Consider the following 18,913-nt stretch of genomic DNA (forward strand, 5'->3'; position numbering starts at 1 on the left):
GGCCCCGCCCGCCGCTCGTGCCTTCCCGGCCCGGCAGTAACGGCGCGATGCGCGCCCACTGCGCGTCGGTCAACATGTACTCCATTCCCAAACATACTAGCCACTGTTAACACTTCCTAGTAAGAGTTTGGAAATACTATTTTTCCGCGCGTAGGCGCTGGCGCAGCACCTCGTAGAGCATAATACCGCTAGCTACGCTCACGTTAAGGGAGCTAATTTGGCCGGCCATGGGGATGCGCAGCTTGTGGTCGGCTAGGCGAAGATATTCGGGGCTAATGCCGTCCTCTTCGGAGCCCATAAGCACAGCCAGAGGGCCGGAGAGGTCTACGGCTTCGGCTTCCAGGCTGGCATCCGACTTCTCGGTGCAGGCCACAATCTGTACGCCCGATTCGCGCAGGAACGTGAGAGTTTCTTTCAGATTAGGCTCCCGGCACACCGGAATCAGGTTCAGGGCCCCGGCGGAGGTTTTCAGCGCGTCGCCGTTAATTTGGGCGGCCCCGCGGCTGGGCACCACAATGGCGTGCACGCCCATACACTCGGCATTCCGGGCAATGGAACCGAAGTTGCGCACGTCGGTAATGCGGTCCAGCACCAGCAGCAGCGGCGTTTTGCCCTCCTCATACAAGCCGGCCAGAATGCTGTCCAGGGGCATGTAGTCGATGGGCGACACGAAGGCGACGGCACCCTGGTGGTTTTTGCGGGTGATGTTGTCCAGCTTCTCCACGGGCACCATCGACACGGGCACGTTGGCGGCTTTGGCCAGCGCGGTAATGTCCTGGGTCATGGAGTTTTTGGTGCCGCGCAGCAGGAAAATCTTGTCCAGCGTGCGGCCCGCGTTTAACGCCTCCAGAATGGGGCGCAACCCGAAAATCATGTCGATGCTACGGTCCTGGGGCGGGCGGTGGTACTGGCTCTTGTCGCTGCGGCTACCTTCAGAGCGGTTACCTTCAAAGCGGCCCCCTTCCGGGCGGTTGCCCTCGAAACGGCCACCCTCAGCGCGGCTGTTCTCAAACCGACCTCCTTCGGCGCGGCTGCCTTCATACCGGCCACCTTCGGAGCGCGCATCATCGTCGCGCCCACCGGGGCGACGGTTGGGCACCGGGCGGTTTTCGGAATCATAAAATTGGCGGCGCTCCGTTAGCGGCCGGGGCGGGCGGTTCGTCCTTTTCTCCATTGCTCCACGGCGGCATACCAGAGTTGTTCGTACTCGGGGCGGCGCACCAGTTCGTAGTTGTCTGGGGCAAAGGTACTGGGTTTCGCGCGGAAGATGAACGTGCCGCTGCGTTCCACATCGGCGCGGTACACCCACCGCTCAGTGCCCGCCTCCCGATACACGCTTTCCGGCGGCCCCAGCACCAGATATAACAGGCCTCTATCGGTGAGCCAGCCCGCTTTGTGGGCCGAAAATAACTGGCTGGCCTCCGCTACCCGCCCATAATAGGTGCGAATAAGCTGACGGGCAATGGGCTGACTATTCCCAGCCACCGTCAGCCAGAACTGGTCCACGGCCTTTTTGGGGTCGGGAGCATCGAAGAGTTTCTGCCGCTCCTGCGAGGTCGTTAGGTAAATCAGCGGGGCAATCAGCTCGTCGGCCGTGGTCAGCTCCGGAAACTGGTTTTCCTCCACCAGCAAGCCGCTCCGTACCGGGCTGCCATTCAAGCGCAGCAAGAATAGCCCAGCAGGTAGTTTCATGCCCAGATTAGTCTGGAATACAGCGGAATCCTGCACACGTAAAACGCGCGACGATGTGCCCTGGGTGCTGCTGGCTGCCATAGGTGGAGCTGCCGCTACCGAGCTAAGGGGATATCTATATACAGTCAGCAAAGTCTGCTCAGGGAAATACGCTCCTACGCAAAATACCTCCTGTGCATGCACATAGCGGCGCATAAGTGGCTGGCTTAACGTATCAATAAGAATGAAAGGGTGCGTGAGGCTTTCGGGCGAGAGGTGCAACCAGGCAGCATCACCCGAGGCGGCGTTTTCCGCCGTGCTAATGCCCACACTCATATCCCAACCCGCCCGCAGGTAGCTAACCGGCAAGAGGAATGCCACGGTAGTAACTGAAAATCGTTTGATGCGCATAGGCTCGATGACCAGTTGCCGTAAGGGCCTTTTTGCATCAACGGATGGCCAGATCAATACATGCAAAGGCTGGCCTGAGCGGATAGATGCTTGGTCGCTGGGATTAGTAAACCGCAGGTACACCCGCACACTGTCGTCCTCCCGACGGGTGTCCACCAGAATGCGCCGCTCCGGCCGGTACTGGGTGGCGAAGTCGCGGCGGGGGTTGGCGTGGAGCGCGCCAGTTGCCCACGTAAACAGCAGGGAAAGGAGTAGAGCGTATTTCACGGGCAAAGGCAGTAACGCTGGATATAACGTGATTCTACGAAAAAAGCCGACCCCGTTTCCGGAGCCGGCTTTTCAGCAGGCAAAAACCGTGCGGCTTACTGCCGGTAATACTGCTGCAGCAACGTGAGGGCGCGGGTGGCGCGCTTCTGGTCGCCGATGGCGTCGGCGGCGCGACCGATGCTGTTGAGGCCCAGCAGGTAGGTCTGGAACTCCTGGTCGAACAGGGACTGGTTGTGGGTGCTGTAGTAGGCCAGGGCCCGCTCGGCGCGGCCGGTCATGGTGTCCATGATTTCATTGGCCCGCTGCTGCTCACCCACTGCTACCAGGGCCGGAATGAACTGCGGTACGTAGTAGTCATAAGGAACAGCCTTGTCGGGCATCACCTCGAAGCACTTATCAATTACCTGCTTGGCGCGGGCTTTGTCGCCGGAAGCCAGCAGGGCATCGGCCAGGCGCGAGAATTTGTCGCGGTAATTGGCCGGGAAGCGCAGGTTGTTCTCGTCGTAGAAAATGTTGGCGTTGTCGAGGCCCCGGTACGCGAATTTGTTCATCAGCTTATCGTACATCAGGCCGGTGGCCACGTAGCCTTCCTCCTGGCCGCCTTTGGGGTCGTAGTTGGGGTCTTTGGCGGGCAGGATGCGGTAGGCCATGCCTTCCAGCTGGAAGTAGGGCTGCAGACCCATAAAGTCGCGCGAGTCCACGGTGCTGCTGAAATACACAGGGCGCTGCCAATTGTTGGTGGCTAGAATGTCCAGAATCACCAGGCTTTTCTTCTCGATGGCGCTTTTGCCTACCTGCCACTCCATGCGCGGCACTAACTGCTTGCGGCGCTCGGCCGGAATGATGCCCATTTTGTCCACGGCGGCCGTGTCGATGGGCAGGAAGAAGTTGCGGGTGGGGAAGGACAGCAAAGACTTCGAACCGTCGCCGTAGCTCACCTGGAGCAGGGGGCTGTTCTGGTTGACCAGCTGCATGAATTCCTTCACGTTCACCTCCTTCACCGAGGGGTTTTCGGCGTAGGGCAGGTAGTCGTTGGTGCCCTGCTTGTAGTTGCCATTCTGCATGGAGATAGGCAGCGGTTGCGACAGATACGCCTTGCGCTTCATCTGGTCGATGTACCAGTCGGTGTTCAGGTAGCTCAGTACCGCCACGCGCACGTCCGTCCGGATGCCTTCCACTTCCTGGGCGTACCAGAGGGGGAAGGTGTCGTTGTCGCCGTTGGTGAACAGGATGGCGTTTGGGGCGCAGGAGTTCAGCAGGTTTTTGGCCGAATCCACGGAGTTGTAGCGGTTCGAGCGGTCATGGTCGTTCCAACCCTGCGTCACCATCAGGCCGGGTACCACCAGGCCCAGGGCCGTTACCACGCCGGCCCGCGCCGCATCCGATTTAACTACTTTCTCCAGCAGCTCCGCCAAAGCCAGCACGCCCAGACCAATCCAGATGGCGAAGGCAAACGTGGCGCCCGCAAACGTGTAGTCCCGCTCCCGGGGCTCGATGGGCGGCTGGTTGAGGTAAATGACGATGGCCAGACCCGTGAACAGGAACAGCAGGCCCACGATGAAGGCATTGCGGCCGTCGCGGCGGGCGTGGAAGAACAAACCCAGCACACCCAGCAGCAGCGGCAGGGCGAAGAAGGCGTTGCGGGCCGGGCTGTCGGCTACTCGTTCGGGCAGGCCGGCGCCGTTGCCGCTACCCCACAGAATACCGGATTGTTGAATGTCACCTTCGCGGCCCACGTAGTTCCACATGAAGTAGCGCCAGAACATGTGGCCCATCTGGTACTTGGTCAGGAAGCTCAGGTTCTGGCCCATCGTGGGCTTCACGCCTTCCTGAATGTCCACCCACTTCTTGTAGTTGTACATGTGCAGCGGGTCGTTGCTGTACAGGCGCGGGAGCAGCATTTTGTCCTCGGGGTTGTACTGCAGCACGGGGCGGTACTCGGCCACCACGTACTTGTCGCCCTGGCGCACGTAGCGGGGGGCGCCGTCTTCCTGGGCAATGGGCTGGGCGTTGAATTGCGGGCCGTACAGCAGCGGACGGTCCCCGTACTGCTCCCGTTTCAGGTAGCTCACGAAGCTCAGCACGTCCTCCGGGTTGTTTTCGTTGATGGTGGGGTGGTAGCTGCTGCGGATGGGCACAATCAGGTAGGATGAGTACCCGATCAGAATGAACACGAAGCTCAGCATCACCGTGTTCAGCAACCGGCTGCGGCGCTTAAACGACTGCTGGAAACCCACCCAGATTAGGCCCACGAACAGCAGCAGGAAAATCACCAGCCCGTAGTTGAAGGGCAGTCCCACGCTGTTCACGAAGAATACCTCAAAGGCGCCCGCCAAGGTGGGCAGACCAGGAATGATACCGGCCAGAATCAGGCCCACAATTACGCTGCTCACCACCAGCGTGATGATGCCGCCCACTACGGAAGGGTTCTGGGTGCGGCGGTAGTAGTAGATGAAGCCCAGAGCCGGAATGGCCAGCAGGTTCAGTAAATGCACCCCAATGCTGAGGCCGATGACGTAGGCAATGAGCACCAGCCACCGGTCCGAATCGGCCTCGTCAGCACGGTTTTCCCACTTCAGCATCAGCCACACCACCGCTGCCGTGCACAGCGACGACATGGCGTACACCTCGGCCTCTTCGGCGTTAAACCAGAACGAATCGGAAAAAGCATAAGCCAACGCACCCACGGCACCCGCGCCCAAAATCAGCAGGCTCTGCCCGAAGGTTGGTTCCAGCTGACGGTCATCGTGCAGGCCGGGGCGGTGCAGCACCAGCTTCTTGGCCAGCATGGTGATGCTCCAGAACAGGAACAGTACCGTGAACGAGGAGCTCAGAGCCGACAGCGCATTCACCAGCACCGATACCTTGGTTACGTCGCCGAAGCTCAGCAAAGAAAAAAGGCGGCCCAGCAGCAGGAAGGTGGGCGCGCCCGGGGGGTGGGGCACCAGCAGCTTGTAGGAGCAGGCAATAAACTCCCCGCAGTCCCAGAACGAGGCCGTGGGCTCCAGCGTAAGGAAATAAACGAGGGTGGCAATGGCAAAAATCAGCCAGCCGGTAAGATTATTCAGGCGTGTGTAACTCCGCATAAGTGGGGGTAGGGGCGGCCGACCACGGCCGGCCCGTTGCTGAACGACGGGATGTAAGTCGGAAAGGAAACCAGTGAAAGGTCAAAAATAGAGAATAAGTACTGAGCCGCGCATCCTTAAATCAACCAACACCCGCCCCGGCTTCAACCAACCCACCAAACCAGCCGCCTATTGCTGCCACTAGCCTAACCCGGCAACGCACTACGCAAAAAGACCCGGCCAAACCGGCCGGGTCTTTTAAAATCTGAAAATGAGCAGGTTGCTGGTTAGTTCTGCAAAACCAGCCGCTTCGTGCTTAGTACCTTATCGTTCTGCACCAAGCTATAGAAATACATACCAGCAGGCAAATCGGAGAGGTTAATGCTCATGCCCCCATCGGCTGCCTCAGGGCGCATGGCCACCGTCCGGATTTCCCGACCAATAATGTTGCTCAGGCGCAGCTTCAGGTCATTCTTGACAGTAAGCTGGCTCACAGAAACCGTAACCTGGCCTCGGGCCGGATTGGGGTACACCGACAGAACAGGGGCCAACGCCCGGGCCGTGAGCGACGGGGCCGTGTAGTTGGCCAAGCCGATGCGGCTTTGCTGAGGGGCTTTCCAGGTTACTACGCCGCTGGGCTGGGCGTTGGCGTGGGATGTCAGCTTGTGATTGTCGCCGAGCTGAATGGTAATGGTAGCGGCCAGGGCCGACAACTGCGCCAGCAGCAGCAACGGTACCAGTACAAGGCGAGTAGAAAGTTTCATGGCGAAGAGAAAAGAAGATGCAACAACCGGGAAAATGGGCCGCTACCTAAGCAAGGTACAAAATTGACCGCGTCGACCAAGCATCCTGGACAATCATCGTGCCCGTTCCGGCCGGCGTATACCAGCCAGACGCCAAACCGGGCGAAACCGTTGCATCTGGCCTGCTACGCTGGCATACCCGCCCGGGCCGGAACAGGTTGGCAGACCGTTGAGTTAGGGGCCCGACGGTATTTTCTTAGTGCAAATATTTAATTTCCTTCAGATCAAAATAACGCAGGCTGTTGCCCGAAGCCAGTGCCAAGCGCCCGGCTTCATCTACTCCCACAATCTGGCCCCGCAGGCGCTGCCCATCGGCCTCATACTCGTGCTCCTCCTGGAAGCGGTATAGCACCCGCAAGTATTCTGTGCGTAGGGCGCCAATGCGGCCGCTACGCAGTTGCAGGTAGCGCCGTTCCAGGCTTTCTAGCAGGCGGGCCACCAAGGCTGGCAAGTGGTAGCTACGACCAGTTATGGCAGCCAGGGAAGTAGCCGTGGGCACCGCAAATTGTTGTTGATTAATATTTAATCCTATACCGACTACACTGTGCTGAATTTTTGCGCCGCTAAGCGTGTTCTCAATCAGAATACCCCCCAGTTTTTGGCTGCCAAAAAAAATATCGTTCGGCCACTTCACGCGCAGTTGTAGGCTCTCACCAAGTAGCTGCGTAAGCCAGTCGTGTACGGCTAGTGCCACGGCCTGACTTAGTAAAAACTGGTCGGCGGCGGGCAGAAAGGCCGGTTTCCAGACCACCGACATCGTCAGGTTTTCGCCGGCGGCGGCTTCCCACTGGTTGCCACGTTGGCCGCGGCCAGCGGTCTGTTTGTCGGTTATAACGCAGCAACCATCCGTGGCCCGGTTTTGGACAGCCAGTTGCTGCGCCTCCGTGTTGGTGGAGGGACATTCGGGCAACCAGACAAGCTGTTGGCCCGTGAAGAGTGTTTGGGGGGATAGTGCCTCCACTCGTTTTTCGTACTTTGTGACGTTCAAACCTAATAATACCCCATGAAAAGTACCCTGGTTCGGCAGGATTCGGACAAGTTGGCAGATGTAGTAGTGCGCGGCATGCAGGAGAAGAAAGCCTCCGACATCGTGGTGCTCAACCTCAAAGACCTTAAAAACGCCGTTGCGGATTATTTTATCATCTGCTCGGCTTCCTCAGATACCCAGATTGACGCCATTGCGCGCTCGGTCGAAGAAGAAGTTGAAAAGCTTACCGGCCAGAATCCCTGGCAGACGGAAGGCCGCATGAACCGGGAGTGGGTGCTGCTGGATTACGTGGATGTAGTCGTGCACGTTTTCCTGCGCGACCGTCGCCAGTTCTACGCGCTGGAGGAACTGTGGGGTGATGCCCAAATTACGTACGTGGAAGACGAAGTAACTCCGGCGGCTGTAAGGTAAACTGCAGCCGTTTGCGTCTACCCATAGGCAGGTGGGCACGCCAACAAACGTGCGGTTGGTGTGTTCCGCCTTTGTTTTTTGTTCTAGCAACCTTAATACATGTCTGATACGACGCCCAAAAAGAAAAAACCGACGCTGCCTAACCCGGCCCCCCGGCCAGGTATGCAGCTCTGGGTGCTGGTAGGCCTGGTCGTGCTCATCCTCGGGATGGTGTACGTCTCGCGCAGCAACCCGCCCATTGATATTACGCAAAAGCGCTTTGAGCAAATGCTCGTGAACGGCGACGTGCGCGACGTAACCCTCAATGGCCGTCAGGTAGAGGTGACTCTTAAGCCGGAAGCTACCCGTAAGCCGCCATACAGCACGGAGTTGAGCCGTCGGGGGCCGCTGGCCCTCAACCAGGGTTCCCAGTATGGTTTCCTGGTAGTAGATGGCAAAACGTTCAAGGAAGACCTCGACAAGGCCCAGGCTGCTCTGCCCGCCGACCGCCAAGTAGCTTTGAAGTTAATTGAAGACCGGGGCTACGGTGACTTTGTGACCACCTGGGGCTTTATGATTCTGCTGTTCGTGGGTTTCTGGTTTCTCATGCGCCGCATGGGTGGAGCCGGCGGCCCCGGCGGCCAGATTTTTAACATCGGCAAAAGCCGCGCGGCCCTTTTTGAAGGCGGCGACAAGGTGAAAATCACCTTTAAGGATGTAGCGGGCCTAGAGGAGGCTAAAGAGGAAGTACAAGAAATTGTAGAGTTCCTCAAGAACCCATCAAAATTCACTGTGCTCGGCGGTAAAATTCCGAAAGGCGCTCTGCTGGTAGGTCCTCCCGGTACGGGTAAAACATTGCTGGCCAAGGCTGTAGCTGGTGAAGCTGATGTTCCCTTTTTCTCTTTGTCGGGTTCCGACTTTGTGGAAATGTTTGTGGGTGTGGGTGCGGCCCGGGTGCGTGACTTGTTTAAGCAAGCCAAGGCCAAGGCTCCCTGCATCATCTTCATCGACGAAATTGACGCCATTGGCCGCAGCCGTAGCCGCGGCAACGTGCCCGGTGGCAACGACGAGCGGGAAAACACCCTGAACTCCTTGCTGGTGGAAATGGACGGTTTCGGGACTGACTCCGGCGTTATCATCCTGGCCGCCACCAACCGTCCCGATACCCTCGACTCGGCCCTGCTGCGCCCCGGCCGGTTCGACCGCCAAATCAGCATCGACAAGCCCGACATCAACGGCCGCACCCAGATCTTCAACGTGCATTTGAAGCCGCTGACTCTGGGCCCTGACGTGGAAGCCAAGAAGCTGGCTGCCCAAACGCCCGGTTTTGCCGGTGCCGAAATTGCCAACGTCTGCAACGAAGCCGCCCTTATTGCCGCCCGCCGCGACAAGAAGATGGTAACCATGCAGGACTTCACCGACGCCGTGGACCGCGTGATTGGCGGCTTGGAGAAGAAGAACAAAATCATCAGCCCCGGCGAGAAAAAGATTGTGGCCTACCACGAGGCCGGCCACGCCATTGCCGGCTGGTTTCTGGAACACGCCGACCCCTTGGTGAAAGTGAGCATTGTACCGCGCGGCGTGGCTGCGCTGGGCTACGCGCAGTACCTGCCCCGGGAGCAGTTCCTCTACAATACCGAGCAGCTCATGGACGAAATGTGCATGACTTTGGGCGGCCGCGCTGCCGAGGAGCTGGTGTTCGGTAAGATTTCAACGGGCGCTTTGTCCGACTTGGAGCGCATTACCAAGGTAGCTTACAGCATCGTAACGATGTACGGCATGAATGCCAAGCTCGGCAACGTGTCTTTCTACGATTCGAAAGGCCAGAATGAATACGGTTTCACCAAGCCGTATTCAGAAGCTACCTCGCAGATGATTGATGAGGAGGTACGCACCATCATTGAGCAGGCCTACGTGCGCACCAAGGAGTTACTGACGGAACGTCGGCACGAGCTGGAGGTAATTGCCAAAGAGCTACTGGAAAAAGAAATTCTGCTCCAGGATGATTTGGTGCGGCTGGTAGGGCCCCGGCCCTTCGACAGCCAAACTACCTACCAGGCCCACATGGCCGGCACCGACCGCTCGGAAACCCTGAGTGAACGGAAGCAGGAACACGCTGGCTTGCCTCTGGGTAATGATTTGCCCGACTTGAACCTGCCGGGTGTTGACAATGGTACCGACGCTTCAGGCGCTGCACCCTCCGAGCCAAGCGGCTCCGCTGTAACGCCAGTGTAAGGGTATAGAAATGAGTTTTGTAACCGCCCGGTTCTTCGTGCAGAGGAGCCGGGCGGTTACGTTTAGGAGCAATAAGTAACCGCATACCAACCAGAATCCGCTACAGGTCAGGCGGGTTACGCTCCTGCAGAAATAGTTGAAATGCCGCTAAGTTCTGGCCTTTCGCAAAACCATGTCGAGCTATTGCCGTCCCTATACCCGGTAACAGTTGCGTCAGCCACTGGGCAAAATCAGTTTCTGTAGCTTCAGGTGCTGCTGGTGCGTGAGGAACCGCCAAAGAATCCGCCTCCGGAAGTATGTTGCTCATATTCAACGAGTTTTTCTTGGTGAATACGAAAAAAATGCCAACTATCAGCAGTCTGGGGAATGTTCAATTTTGCCCGATACCACTCCAGATACTCGCTGCCAATGAAAGCCCTTTTACCAGATTGAAGGCACATTCTGATGTAGCTCCAAGCCATAGTTTTGTACTGCATTTCAATTTTGGTTTCCTCTAAACTACTCTGGGCGTGCCTGCGCCACCCGCCTAGCCCCCGCCAGACTGGAGCGTAATTCCTCTTACCTTTACTGCCATGTCGGATACTTCGCGTGATATTATTCTGCGCCGGATTCGGGAGTCGCTACGTAAGCCGGCTCCCCAGCCGGGGCGTCCCGACTTTGCGGCCCCCCTGCACCCGCGCCCCGCACCCACCGACGACCTGGCCGTTTTATTCGCACAAAGCTTCGTGCGAGTGGGGGGCGTGTTCTTTTTCTGTGAGTCGGTTGAGCACTTTTATGATCAGCTGTTTGCCTATAAAAAAGAGAGGGAGCTAGAGCACCTGTATGTGTGGGAGCCGGAGCTGAAGAAACTACTGCACGATGGCGACATTGGGTTTCAGGGAGACGAGGCCGACTTCATTGCTCAGGCGGATGCTGGCCTAACCACCTGCGAGGCCTTAATAGCCCGTACCGGTAGTGTGCTGGTATCGGCGGCTACGAGCAGCGGCCGGCGCTTAAGCATCTACCCCGATCAACACCTGATTCTGGCCCGCACCTCTCAGGTAGTCACCGACATTGGAGATGCGCTGGAACTGGTTCAGCAGAAGTACGGCCCTGACAAGCTACCCTCAATGGTGTCGCTGACAACGGGGCCTAGCCGCACGGCAGATATTGAGAAAACGTTGGTGCTGGGGGCGCATGGCCCGCGCAGTATCGTATTGTTTTTACTGGATGACGCGCCCGCCGCAACTACCTGATCTGGCGCTGCCGCCCGGCCGCCGCGTATATTTCGCCTCCGATTTTCACCTGGGTGCCCCCGACGCCGCCCGCTCCCGGGAGCGGGAGCAGCGCATTGTGCGCTGGCTGGACGAGGCCGCCCGAGACGCTGCCGCGGTGTACCTGCTGGGTGATATTTTCGACTTCTGGTTTGAGTACCGCCACGCCATTCCGCGCGGTTTTGTGCGGTTGCAGGGCAAGCTGGCCGAACTGACGGATGCCGGTATTCCCGTTACGTTTTTCACCGGCAACCACGACATGTGGATGTTTGACTACTTTACCCAGGAGCTCAACATTCCCATCTTGCGCCATCCGGTGAGCCAGCGCATTGGCGGGCATCAGTTTCACATCGGGCATGGCGACGGGTTAGGCCCTGGCGACTACACCTACAAAATGCTCAAGCAGGTATTCGCTTCCCCGATAGCGCAGTGGCTATTTGCGCGCCTGCACCCCAACCTGGGTATAGGCATAGCCAACCGTTGGAGCCGCCGCAGCCGCCTGCAAAACGGCGCGGCCGACGAGCAGTACTTTGGCGAGGATGAATGGCTGCTGACCTACTGCCGGGAGGTGCAGCGGGAGTTTCCGCACGAGTATTACGTGTTCGGGCACCGCCACCTGCCTTTGGATGTGGCCGTAGCTCCGGGCAGCCGGTACGTGAACCTGGGCGAATGGGTCAATTATTGCTCCTATGGCGTATATAACGGTGAGCAACTGGCCCTTCGGCACTATGAGCAACAGAAATAGAGCGGCGAATACGGTGCCGAAAGCCAGGAAGCGGGTAACAATAGGCTTGGTAATGTTAAGTACCATGCTATCAATTCCATCCTTGGTGGCGGCCCAGACTACGGCTCCGGCCGCAGGCTCAGTGGCGCCTGCCGGGCAGGCTGCGCCAGTAGTTAGCGCGCCGGTTCCCAAGGCCGCACCGGTTGGCTGGCAGCTGGTACGCACTGTTAAGCTGGCGCGGCCCGGTGCCGCTTCCCTCGACCGGCGGGGCAATGTGTACGTGACGGATGCGCAAAATAACCTGCATCAATACAGCCCCGATGGGCAGGCGTTGAACACCTATTCTCCCACGCTGCCCGGCCACACCATGCAGGTAGAAGCCTGGAATACGGCCAAGGTGCTGGTGTTTTATGACGACCGTCAGCAGGTAGTGCTGCTGGACCGGTTTCTGGCCCCCATTTCGGAGCTGAATTTGTCCGATTACCTCGACGGGCAGGCCCGCGTGGCTACGCTAGCTCCCGACGACCGGTACTGGTTGTTAAACGAATCGGACCTGACCCTGCGCCAGCTGGATGTGGCGCAGAAACGCTTTACCATTACCACGCCGCTGGACCTGCTGATTGGCCGCACCCGGCCCGACTTTCGGTTTCTGCGGGAGTACCAGAACAACCTGTACCTGGTGGACTATAACGGCGGGGTATACGTATTCGATAACCTAGGCAATTACCGCAAAAAGCTGCCGTTTCGGGGAGCGTCTGTTGTGGGTTTTCGGGGTGATGAGCTGTATTACACGGCCGCCGATGGGCTTCACTTCTTCCACCTCTACAACTTAACGGAGCGGCTGGTAACCCTGCCTGCTGCCGGGGCCACGCAGGTGCTGGTAGGGGAACAATATGCTTATCTGTTGCTGCCCGAGGGCGTGCAGGTATACAAGCTGTAATAGAAAACGTCGGCTGGCCTGAAGCAGCAAAAGGAGAACTAGCGACGGGCTTTTTGGTGAGCTGCTGCCCTTTGCCAGATGCTGTACATACCAAAATTTCATCTTCGCAGGGAAGGGCGCTGTGGGTCGGGTCGGCTGATTTCTGGTTACATTTGGGAATAGCCCCTTCAGGGGGTATTTGCCGCTCTGTTGCCCTCCACAGCCATTTCTACCGTATGCTCCTTCCCGTATTCCGTTCCGCTGGCCTGCTCTTGGTTGTACTCATGCTGGGCACTTCGGTGGTAGCCCCGGCGCAGCAACTTAGTCGGCTGGCTCCTGGAATGGACAACAAGAGCACCCGCCACCTGCTGCGGGTAAGCGTCACGGATGAAGCAGCTTTCCGGCAGTGGCTGGCACAGCGGCACCCCAAGGCTCAGGCCCAGCCCGAACCCGGCCATGCCCGGTTATGGCGGGTGCGGGGCCTGGCAGCGGCGGCGCTGGCGGAGTGCCCGGCGGTAACCTTCGTGGAAGCTGCCGACCGGCAGGCCCATCCTGAGCGCCAACTCAACGGCGCCGACTTCACCGTTAACAAGGTAACCACCACGCATGCCCGCTACCCCCAGGTAACGGGTCAGGGCTTGGCGGTTTCAGTGAAGGAAAGCCCGCTTGATATCCAGGATATTGACTTCAAGGGCCGCCTCATCAACCCCGACCCCCAGGCCGCGCTGCTAAACTCGCACGCCACCATCATGGCTACGCTTATTGCGGGCGGCGGCAACTCCTCGCACAACGGCAAAGGAGCGGCCTGGAAAGCCCGCATTGCGCAATCCAGCTACGATAACCTGCTGCCCGATGATGGGCCCGGCCTCGCGGCCCAGGGTATATCGGTGCAGAACCATTCCTACGGGGTGAGCGTGGAAAACTTCTACGGCCTCGAAGCCCGGGCCTACGACCAGCAGACCTTTCAATACCCCAACCTGCTCCATATTTTTTCTTCGGGCAATTCCGGCAACCGGCCCGCTCCGGCTGGCCCCTACACCGGCTTAGCCGGCACGGCCAACCTTACCGGAGAATTCAAGAACGCTAAAAACAGCCTGAGTGTGGGCGCTACTGATGCCCTGGGGCAGGTTGCGCCCCTGAGCTCCCGGGGGCCTGCCGCCGACGGCCGGGTGAAGCCGGAACTGGTTGCCTTCGGCGACGGGGGCACTTCCGATGCGGCCGCACTGGTATCGGGCGTCAGCCTGCTCACTCAGCACGCCCACAAGCTGCGCACTGGCAACCTGCCCTCGGCGGCGCTGGTGAAAGCCGTGCTGCTGAATACCGCCGACGATACGGGCCGGCCCAACGTAGATTTTGTGGCGGGTTATGGCCAGGTTGATGCTCTGGGCGCGGTGACAACCATGCTCGAAGGCCGGTTTGGGGAAGGCCTTGCCCGACAGGGCGAGGGCACTGGGTTTTCTCTGCCCATCCCGGCCGGTACGCACCGCGTGAAAGTCACCCTGACCTGGACGGACCCCGCCGCCGCCGCCAACGCGGCCACCACGCTTATCAACGACCTGGACCTGACTTTGCTTGATATGGACCGGGGCCAGGTCTGGCGGCCCTGGACGCTGAGCACGTTCCCGCACCTCGATTCTTTGGCCCAGCCTGCCCGCCGCCGCCCCAACCACCGCGACAATGTGGAGCAGATTACTATCGATAACCCGGCGGCCGGCGACTGGATCATTCGGGTGCAGGGGTACCAGCTGGGGCAGGGGCCGCAGCCCTTCAGTATCGCCTATGAGCTGGAAAGTGGCCTAACCTGGGTGCATCCATCCGAAGCCCGTAACCTGCGCGCCGCCGAGTCGGCACTACTGCGCTGGCAGTGGGCCGGGCCGGCCACTACGGCCCGCCTGGAGTACAAGCCGGCCGGGCAAGCTGCCTGGAGCCTCGTTAATTCCGCCGTGGACCTGGCGCAGCAAACCTTCCGCTGGACGCCCCCCGCTACTGCGGAGGCGGTTCAGCTGCGTCTGCTTACTAGCGCGGGCGCAACGGTTTCGGATACGTTTGTCGTGGCCCGGCCGCTGGCTCTTACTACTGCCTACAGCTGCCCCGAGGAAACCCTGCTGAACTGGCGCCGGGTGCCCGGTGCCACGCACTACCAGGTGTACGTGCTGGGCGCTACCCACCTGGAGCCCTACCGCTTGCTTACCGATACTACCCTGCTGCTGACGCCCGCCGAGGCGGCAGCCCGCTACTATGCCGTGGCCCCCATACTGCAGGGGCGGGTGGGGGAGCGGGGCAGTACCATCGATGTAACGCTGCCGGAATACGGCTGTTACCTCCGGTCGTTTCTGGCTCGTCAGCTAGTTACGGATACTGTTCAGTTCGACCTGATGCTGGGCTCCACCTTCCGGGTACAGACACTAGGACTGGAACGCCGCGCCGCCGATGGTAGCTTTGAACTGGTACAAACCGTAATGCCGGTAACTGCGCTGAACGTACTCCTCACGGATGCCCAGCCCGTAGTGGGCCGGGCCGAATACCGGGCACGCCTGCAACTCACCAGTGGCCGGGTACTCTACAGCCAGCTGCAGGAAATCTACTACGTGCCTGCTACGGCCGATGTGCTGGTGTACCCAGTGCCAGTAGCTGCCGGCGAGCCACTCACCATCGTAGGCCCCCAGGACCAGGAGCTACGTTTGCGCTTGTTCGACGCTACCGGCCGGCTGCTGCTAGAGCGTCTCACCGATACCGGCGTCATCAAGAGCCTGGAAACGCAAGGCCTGAAGCCCGGAATATACTTTCTGCGGGTAAGTGCACGGGGCAGCAGCCGGGAAGTAACACGCCGCGTGGTAGTTATGTAAGGCATACCAGTTCCCGCAAATAGCCAGCTGGCCCCGGAAACACGGAGTAAAGGAATGTTGGCTCATGCTACCACACCTCCCAAAAACGGGTACGAGTGGCCGCAGGGCGCAGGGCTTTTCCCGCTAGGCAGGAGGCTAAAATGAGGCTACTTTACAGGGAAAAATTGGTGCTCTAGAAAAAAGCAGGTGGCACAACTGCCGGATTCTTACTGCCTGTTTGCTTGGTGTTGCTAGACGAAAATTACAATCCTAGACTGCGCGAATAAGCCGGTACACGGTTAATGCTCCGGCACCTAATCGGCGTGGATGGAGTAGGTAATGAGCAGTAGTTCAGGCTGAATACTCTACGCGTTAAAGCTTGCTCTAGACCGGCCCCAATTGCTTGGCTCCATCTCACATAAGTGACGTGCTGCGCGGCACTGTGCGTATCAGCCTTACCACCAGCAAAGGCATGTGCTGGAAATGCTGCTAATACTGAGTTACCAAGTAGTGAATAAATAAAAAGCCCCCACTCCGAAGAGCGGGGGCTTTTCAACTATCAGCTAAGCCGGAGCTTAGTAGATGTAATTCAGAGCCGTGCGGTCATTGGTGTTGAAGGGGCGGTTAGCACCCGAGCCAATGCAAGCCAGCATCCAGGAGTTTGGATCGGGGTTGGAAGGTGTGCCGGGTACCAGGATGGCGCCAACCGTGCTAGCACCTTCGTTCACGGCCGAGCCACCGCAGCTGTACTGACGGCTCATGTAGTCGGTGTGGCGGAAGCCGATGCAGTGACCAACTTCGTGGGCCAGAATGGTAGCAATGTAGGTAGAGGCATTGGCCGTACCGATGGCAGCCGAGTTAACCGATACCGAGCCGTAAGGGTTGCCACCCGAAGGGAAGCCAGCCGAAGCCAGGTAGCTAGAGCCCGAAGGAGCCGCGCTCAGTACGATGTTGCCACCCGAGGTAACACGGGAGAAACGGATGCGCAGGTTCTCAGCATTGTAGCGACGAATCAGCTCGTCCGTAGCCGTAATGTAGGCTGAGGGCAGGCTGCTGGCCACGCGGATGGTGATGGTACGGGGCAGGCCAGTCACCAGGTTAGTGGTGCGGTACTGCTCATCCTGACCTACGCGCAGCATGCTGTAATCGGGGGAGCTAGCCAGCATTTCGTTGGTCAGCATAATGTCGCCTTCAACCAGCACACCACCTTCTACTTTCTGGGCACCGGCAGCAGTAAAGCCCAATGCTTTAATCTGGTTAACGGTGGCTTCCGACACTTCATTCTTTACTTCTACATTGGCTTTTTCCTGGCATGACGAGAGCGACAAACCAGTAACTGCCAGCATGGCAAGCGGGGTGAGTACTTTGAAAGTTTTCATGAATTTTGGTTGTGGATTGGTTGAAGAACGTGACAAACATAGGTTTTTGTTAGTGATATTTCAAAACAATGCCTATTAAATTATCAAAATTATATACGAAACATCTTGCATCTGATGAGCTTTACTAGCTTGGCCAGAGAAGGCGCAATAGGACTATAATAGTTTGTGAATTTTTGATGAAAAATGCATTTTCAGCGTATCAGCCCACATTCGCGCTGGTAGCGCGCAAGAGTTCTTCTGGGCCGCCAGCAGGTGTGGCTGAGCAGTAGCAAGCGAAGTAAAAAGTGCATACCCGTTGCCTGAATTAGCCGCCAAGCATGGCCCCGGCTAATTCTCTATCTTTGTAAACAACCCATTCCGCGCGGCCAGCCTTTCCGGCCGCTTTACTATAGATCCTTCAAGCCGTGGCTTGCTCATCCTGCTCCTCCGGTGGGGGCTGCTCTACTTCATCTGTCTCGGGCTGCGGCTCCAAAGGCAGTTGCAGCAGCGGCTGTACCCGCCTCAATGTTTTCGACTGGCTCCACGACCTGGATGTTCCCAGTGATTTTAAAGAATTTGACCTCGTAGAAGTCCGCTTCAAGGGCGGGCGTAAAGACTTTTTCCGCAACCAGAGCCGCCTGCCGCTTATTACCGGGGACGCCGTGGTGGTGGAAGCTGCCGGCAATGGCTGGCATCTGGGCCACGTCTCACTGAAAGGTGAGCTAGTGCGCCTGCAGATGAAAAAGAAGAAAGTACCGCTCGACTCCAAGGATATCCGCCCCATTCTCCGGGTGGCTACCGACCAGGATGCCGAGCGGTGGCAGGCCGTGCGCGACTTGGAAACCGGTACCATGTTCCGGGCCCGGGCCGTGGTAGATGAGCTGCGCCTGAAAATGAAGCTCTCCGACGTGGAGTACCAGGCCGACCGTACCCGCGCCACGTTCTTCTACTCGGCCGATGACCGGGTAGATTTCCGGGACCTGATCAAGCGCCTGGCCGATGAGTTTCGGGTGCGGGTAGAAATGCGGCAGATTTCGCTGCGCCACGAGGCCGGCCGCCTGGGCGGTATCGGGAGCTGCGGGCGGGAACTGTGCTGCTCTACCTGGCTTACCGACTTCAAGAGCGTAAGCACCACCGCCGCCCGCTACCAGAACCTGAGCCTGAACCCCGCCAAGCTTTCGGGGCAGTGCGGGCGCCTGAAGTGCTGCCTCAACTATGAGCTGGATACCTACCTGGATGCCCTCAAGGACATTCCGCAGGTGCAGCGCCCCTTGCTCACGGAAAAAGGCGACTACACCCTGCAGAAAACCGACATATTCCGGCGCAAAATGTGGTTTGCCGTACGCGGCGACAACAACTGGGTGGTAGTACCCACGGAGCGCGTGCGGGAAGTGCAGGAAATGAACAAGCGCGGCGAAAAGCCCGACAGCCTGCTGGTGCCCATCCGCGAGGAGGAGAAGGCCCCGGAGGTAACTGCCATTGTAGAAGGCTCATTGGAGCGCCTCGACGATAAAATAAAATCGGCCAAGCGCAGCAAGCGCGGCAAGAAGAAGAAAGGCGACGAGCCCACTTCGGCGCTACCGATAGCGCCGCGCCCGGGCCGTAGCGCCCGTCCTGCTTCCTCCGAGCCTCGCCCTGCACCAGCGGAAGATGCCCCAACAGCTTCAAGCCCGGCGGCAGCTGGCCCGGAGGCAACCGAAGAGCGTGCCCGGCCCCGTGGAGCCGCCGCCCGCCCGCTCAACCGCCGGGGCCGGGGCCGCAACGAAGGCCGCCGCCCTGAAGCCGGCCGCAACGACGCGGGCAGCCCGGCTCCTGAAGCTGGCAGGCCCGGCCGGGAAGGGGCCAACCGGCCTCCACGCGCCGCCTCTCCGGGTGGGGAGGGGCCAAGCCCGGCAGCTGGTGATGCCGGCGAAAGCCGCCGTGGCCGCTCCGGGCGGCGTGGCGGCCGCTCGGGCCGGGGTACTACGCCGGATGGTTCTACCCCCTCAGCTTCCTAACTGCTGC

Annotated in this window: 13 protein-coding genes; 7 read left to right on the forward strand and 6 right to left on the reverse strand. The window is 59.1% G+C overall.

Annotated elements, in window-relative coordinates:
• Window positions 1–136: 136 nt before the first annotated feature.
• From rlmB to ROI90_RS15595, 5 genes are all read right to left on the reverse strand, one after another.
• A complete protein-coding gene (gene rlmB / locus ROI90_RS15575; RefSeq protein ID WP_315999281.1) occupies window positions 137–1,174 on the reverse strand; it encodes a 23S rRNA (guanosine(2251)-2'-O)-methyltransferase RlmB in 1,038 nt (345 codons plus the stop codon).
• Window positions 1,138–2,349 carry a GWxTD domain-containing protein gene (locus tag ROI90_RS15580; RefSeq protein ID WP_315999282.1) on the reverse strand — a complete coding sequence of 404 codons (1,212 nt, stop codon included), beginning with the start codon at window positions 2,347–2,349 and terminating at the stop codon, window positions 1,138–1,140. Before ROI90_RS15580 ends, rlmB begins: the two co-directional genes overlap by 37 nt.
• A 95-nt stretch (window positions 2,350–2,444) precedes the next feature.
• Window positions 2,445–5,435: a glycosyltransferase family 117 protein gene (locus ROI90_RS15585; RefSeq protein WP_315999283.1), complete on the reverse strand. Its 2,991-nt coding sequence runs from the start codon at window positions 5,433–5,435 to the stop codon at window positions 2,445–2,447.
• A gap of 266 nt (window positions 5,436–5,701) precedes the next feature.
• Window positions 5,702–6,178: a T9SS type A sorting domain-containing protein gene (locus ROI90_RS15590; RefSeq protein ID WP_315999284.1), complete on the reverse strand. Its 477-nt coding sequence runs from the start codon at window positions 6,176–6,178 to the stop codon at window positions 5,702–5,704.
• Between the two features lie 235 nt (window positions 6,179–6,413).
• A complete protein-coding gene (locus tag ROI90_RS15595; RefSeq protein ID WP_315999285.1) occupies window positions 6,414–7,127 on the reverse strand; it encodes a biotin--[acetyl-CoA-carboxylase] ligase in 714 nt (237 codons plus the stop codon).
• A 93-nt stretch (window positions 7,128–7,220) separates the two neighbouring features.
• Between ROI90_RS15595 and rsfS the strand changes: the two genes are divergently transcribed.
• The 6 genes from rsfS to ROI90_RS15625 all read left to right on the forward strand — a co-directional run bounded on the left by rsfS (window position 7,221) and on the right by ROI90_RS15625 (window position 15,572).
• Window positions 7,221–7,616, forward strand: a complete 396-nt coding sequence (gene rsfS / locus ROI90_RS15600) for a ribosome silencing factor (RefSeq protein WP_315999286.1) — start codon at window positions 7,221–7,223, stop codon at window positions 7,614–7,616.
• A 99-nt stretch (window positions 7,617–7,715) separates the two neighbouring features.
• Window positions 7,716–9,830, forward strand: coding sequence for an ATP-dependent zinc metalloprotease FtsH (ftsH, locus tag ROI90_RS15605; RefSeq protein WP_315999287.1), 2,115 nt, complete (start codon window positions 7,716–7,718; stop codon window positions 9,828–9,830).
• Between the two features lie 572 nt (window positions 9,831–10,402).
• A complete protein-coding gene (locus ROI90_RS15610) occupies window positions 10,403–11,065 on the forward strand; it encodes a LutC/YkgG family protein (RefSeq protein WP_315999288.1) in 663 nt (220 codons plus the stop codon).
• Window positions 11,040–11,828, forward strand: a complete 789-nt coding sequence (locus ROI90_RS15615) for a UDP-2,3-diacylglucosamine diphosphatase (protein ID WP_315999289.1) — start codon at window positions 11,040–11,042, stop codon at window positions 11,826–11,828. The genes ROI90_RS15610 and ROI90_RS15615 overlap by 26 nt, the downstream gene beginning before the upstream one ends.
• Before the next feature lie 64 nt (window positions 11,829–11,892).
• Window positions 11,893–12,747, forward strand: coding sequence for a hypothetical protein (locus tag ROI90_RS15620; protein ID WP_315999290.1), 855 nt, complete (start codon window positions 11,893–11,895; stop codon window positions 12,745–12,747).
• A 215-nt stretch (window positions 12,748–12,962) separates the two neighbouring features.
• The gene (locus ROI90_RS15625) at window positions 12,963–15,572 is read left to right on the forward strand and encodes a S8 family serine peptidase (protein ID WP_315999291.1); all 2,610 of its coding nucleotides are present in this window, start codon (window positions 12,963–12,965) and stop codon (window positions 15,570–15,572) included.
• 554 nt (window positions 15,573–16,126) lie between these two features.
• Here the strand turns inward: ROI90_RS15625 and ROI90_RS15630 are convergent.
• Window positions 16,127–16,930 carry a M57 family metalloprotease gene (locus ROI90_RS15630; RefSeq protein ID WP_315999292.1) on the reverse strand — a complete coding sequence of 268 codons (804 nt, stop codon included), beginning with the start codon at window positions 16,928–16,930 and terminating at the stop codon, window positions 16,127–16,129.
• A 404-nt stretch (window positions 16,931–17,334) separates the two neighbouring features.
• On the opposite strand from ROI90_RS15630, the gene ricT reads away from it, so the two are divergent.
• Entirely contained in the window at window positions 17,335–18,906 is a 1,572-nt protein-coding gene (gene ricT, locus ROI90_RS15635; RefSeq protein ID WP_315999293.1) for a PSP1 domain-containing protein, read from the forward strand.
• The last annotated feature ends 7 nt before the right edge of the window (window positions 18,907–18,913 follow it).

This window comes from Hymenobacter endophyticus, assembly GCF_032464715.1.
GTDB classification, from domain to species: domain Bacteria; phylum Bacteroidota; class Bacteroidia; order Cytophagales; family Hymenobacteraceae; genus Hymenobacter; species Hymenobacter endophyticus.